Annotated in this window: 3 protein-coding genes and 1 tRNA gene; 2 read left to right on the top strand and 2 right to left on the bottom strand. The window is 63.4% G+C overall.

The window, feature by feature from the left end; translation table 11 throughout:
* The first annotated feature begins 467 nt into the window (after positions 1-467).
* A tRNA-Glu gene (locus ABFD92_01965) sits at positions 468-540 on the top strand.
* A 701-nt stretch (positions 541-1,241) separates the two neighbouring features.
* On the top strand, positions 1,242-1,535 hold the full coding sequence (locus ABFD92_01970) for a hypothetical protein (protein ID MEN6503282.1): 294 nt from the start codon (positions 1,242-1,244) through the stop codon (positions 1,533-1,535).
* A gap of 274 nt (positions 1,536-1,809) precedes the next feature.
* Here ABFD92_01970 and ABFD92_01975 read toward each other — a convergent pair whose 3' ends face one another.
* Both ABFD92_01975 and ABFD92_01980 read right to left on the bottom strand, forming a co-directional pair.
* The gene (locus ABFD92_01975) at positions 1,810-2,019 is read right to left on the bottom strand and encodes a helix-turn-helix domain-containing protein (protein MEN6503283.1); all 210 of its coding nucleotides are present in this window, start codon (positions 2,017-2,019) and stop codon (positions 1,810-1,812) included.
* The gene (locus tag ABFD92_01980) at positions 2,016-2,345 is read right to left on the bottom strand and encodes a hypothetical protein (protein MEN6503284.1); all 330 of its coding nucleotides are present in this window, start codon (positions 2,343-2,345) and stop codon (positions 2,016-2,018) included. Before ABFD92_01980 ends, ABFD92_01975 begins: the two co-directional genes overlap by 4 nt.
* Between the last annotated feature and the right edge of the window lie 696 nt (positions 2,346-3,041).

Consider the following 3,041-nt stretch of genomic DNA (forward strand, 5'->3'; position numbering starts at 1 on the left):
GGTGTAACATCTTGTTTTTCTGGCAAGAAACTGGGGCTCCGCCCCAGACCCCGGAGTTTATCGCTTTTGAGCTTCGGGCAGATGGGCTCCGGCGCGTGGATGCAGCACGGCAAGGCCGCCGGCGTCGAGGGCAGGCCCCAAACGGAGGCTCACGGGGGGCCGGCTTGGGGCCTGGGGTCCCACGGCGACGGCGGCCGGAGAAATTGAGCAATGGCGTCGGCGGCGGAACCTTTGGTTGCGGCCCAAGGCCGCGTCAGGATCTCTGTGGCAAAGTCGTTGCTGCTACGCGCGCTTTTCGCGAAAGTTTGGGCAAACCCGGCAGTACCCAAAAATGCAGCCGTCTCTTGACGTCGGGATAGCGGGTTGCTACGATTCTTTTCCTTCAGGAAACCCGCGGCTTTTTGCGGGCTAGGCACAGACGGCCTGATTGGCCTCTGTAACTGCAACGCTGTTTTTGCAGCCCCACTGCCCCCATCGTCTAGTGGCCTAGGATATCAGGTTCTCATCCTGGAGACAGGGGTTCGACTCCCCTTGGGGGTATGGGATTGCGGGCCAGTGTTCACGCACTGGCCCGCTTCATTTGGCACACACTCGCAAAAACCGCTTGTTTCAAGGCCTTTCCGGACACCGTGCGATTCAGTGCTACTCATCGACGCTCCGGGCGGCACCGCCTTTCGAAGCGCCGATTCGTCGCCAATCGCACCGGAATTCGCAGCGCCCCCTGTGACCAGTTCGGAGTACTCGCGCAGCACCAGGTCGTAGTGCCGGCGGCTGACCTCGACGCGGTGCCCGATCCAGCTTGACACCTGATATTCCGGGACGCCCAGGCGCAGCCAATTCGTCTCGCACGTCGCCCGCATATTCACGAAAGGTTTTGGAATCGGCTTGAGGCCCGCCCGCTGCACGATCCGCCCGAACTGCGTGCGCATATTCGCCACGTCCGACCGGTAGCGAGTGACGACAAACTCCGCCCCCGCTTCCGCCTGGGCGAACACGTCCAGCAGCAGCGAATACAACTCCGGGCAGATCGGCACATCGCGCACGCCGCCGCCACTGTGGCGCTTTGTCTTTTCCGCCTTGACCCGCAGTTGCTTCGTGGCCCAGTTCACGTCAGCCCACCGAACGCCCAGGACTTCCGAAGGGCAGCGCAGGCCCGCGTAGTACGCCAGGCCGATGATGAGGCGCCACTGCGCATCGGGGCAGTGTTCCAGGACCGCCGCCGCTTCCGCCGCAGTCCAGTAGTGCTGTCGCTCACGGTTCAAGTAGTCACCCGACACAAGGCGTTTAAACGCATTTTCGGCCAGCAGCTTCGCATTGACGGCCGCATTCAGAAATTGCTTTGCACGGCCGCACTCACGACGCACGGTAGCGGGCGAGAGATTGGCCCGCAAGTGAACAACGAAGCCCTCGGCATCAGCAGGCGTCAGGTCCACCAGCAGCTTGTCAGGCCCGAAGTACGCCGCAAGTCTGCGCTCAGCTTGGCGAAGATTCAAGACAGTTCTGCTGGCGAGATCGGTACGGCCGTCGATGTATGACGCCATCCAGGCCGCAAGGGTAGCACGGCGACCCGCCCGAGGTTCGACCAGGCCCACAGCCTCAAGACGTTCTCGCATGTCGTCAGAGACGCCCGCCAACCATTCCGCCGTGCCAGGGGCAAGCGATGATCCCCACTGCCGACACGTCGCCAGGTCCTCGACGTAGCCCTTGACCGTCACGGCCTGCTTAAGCGAGACCTTGCCCAGTCGCACGGATCGACGTATGCCGCCAGGCCCGTAGAACTGCACGATCCGCCCGCCGCTTCTGTCGCTGCTAATGCTGGCCATCCGTCGCCGCCTTTCGCTGTTCGATAAACTGTCGCAGGTCCGCCGCATCATAGCGCACGGCCCGATCAATCCGCACCGCCCGCACGAGGCCACGATTCATCAGGTCCCACAGCTTGCGCTGCGAGATGCACAGAAACTTGGCCGCGTCTCTGGCGACCATCAGCCCGCCCGCAATGTTCGCCCCTGTGTTGCTCATCGCTCATCCTCACTCGCCACGGACGGCCAGTCCTCACGGACGACGCGACCGCTGCTGTAGTCCACGGCGAACACAACGTGCGGCTCAGGACCAACACCCCGCTTTCCCTCAACGCCAAACCACACCACGCCAACCGCCTTTCGCGTGTACAGTTCCTCGTCCTGGCTCACGACCGGCATGCCCGCGTGCGCGTGATCGACGGCCCACCGAGCCACGCCTTGCATGACTTGATTAACGCTCATGCCCGACGACGCGGCGAGTTTCTTGATGCTCCGGGCCAGATCAGCCTCCAGCCGCAGTTCCAACCGTACCATGTTCTTTTCCATGCTTGCTCCTTCCGGTTTATGCACCGGTATTCGAGCCGGTACTGTACCCGGTACGCTCACCGGACGCAAGCACATTCCCGAACAATTTTCCGCCTCCAAAACGCCCGATTTCAGGCAGGTCAGAACCCCCTTTATTTGCTCTTGACAGCAGGGTGGGGGGGCGGCCCTGCAAACGATTAACCAGCAAAGGCTTGCATCCGTCTTTTGCCCACATACTTTGTGCCAAAGTGCGGATTCTACCCCCGTAATACATAGTGGGGGTAGAAGCGGCGGCGGGGCGACCGCTAAAGCGGTCGCACCCGCCGCTCGCCGACGCCTCCCCGACGTACCGAAGCACACGCCGACACACGCGGTGCGACGCGCTCCAAGCGTCAGGGACACACCGGCCCGGATCGTCCTCGACAGGGACGCACATTCAGGTTCGGAGATCGGGGAGGGGGCGGCGTCCGGAGGTCCCCCCCAGACAGGCGAGGCACAAGCACCCACTGCCGCATTCGGAGCGCGGGCGGCCACGCCGAGGTCAGGGAGGGCACACACCCACAGCGGCGAACACCCGCTGAAGGCACAGCCAGGGAACGGGGAGGCAGGGACGCTCGCCGCCCCCTGCACCCCAGGCACCCCGGCAAAGGGCGAGGACATGACAACGAGCGGTAGCCGTCGAGGGCTTAGGCTCAGGACTGCACGTCCCGATTCGCA

Source organism: Planctomycetaceae bacterium (assembly GCA_039680605.1).
Classification (GTDB): Bacteria; Planctomycetota; Phycisphaerae; order SM23-33; family SM23-33; genus JAJFUU01.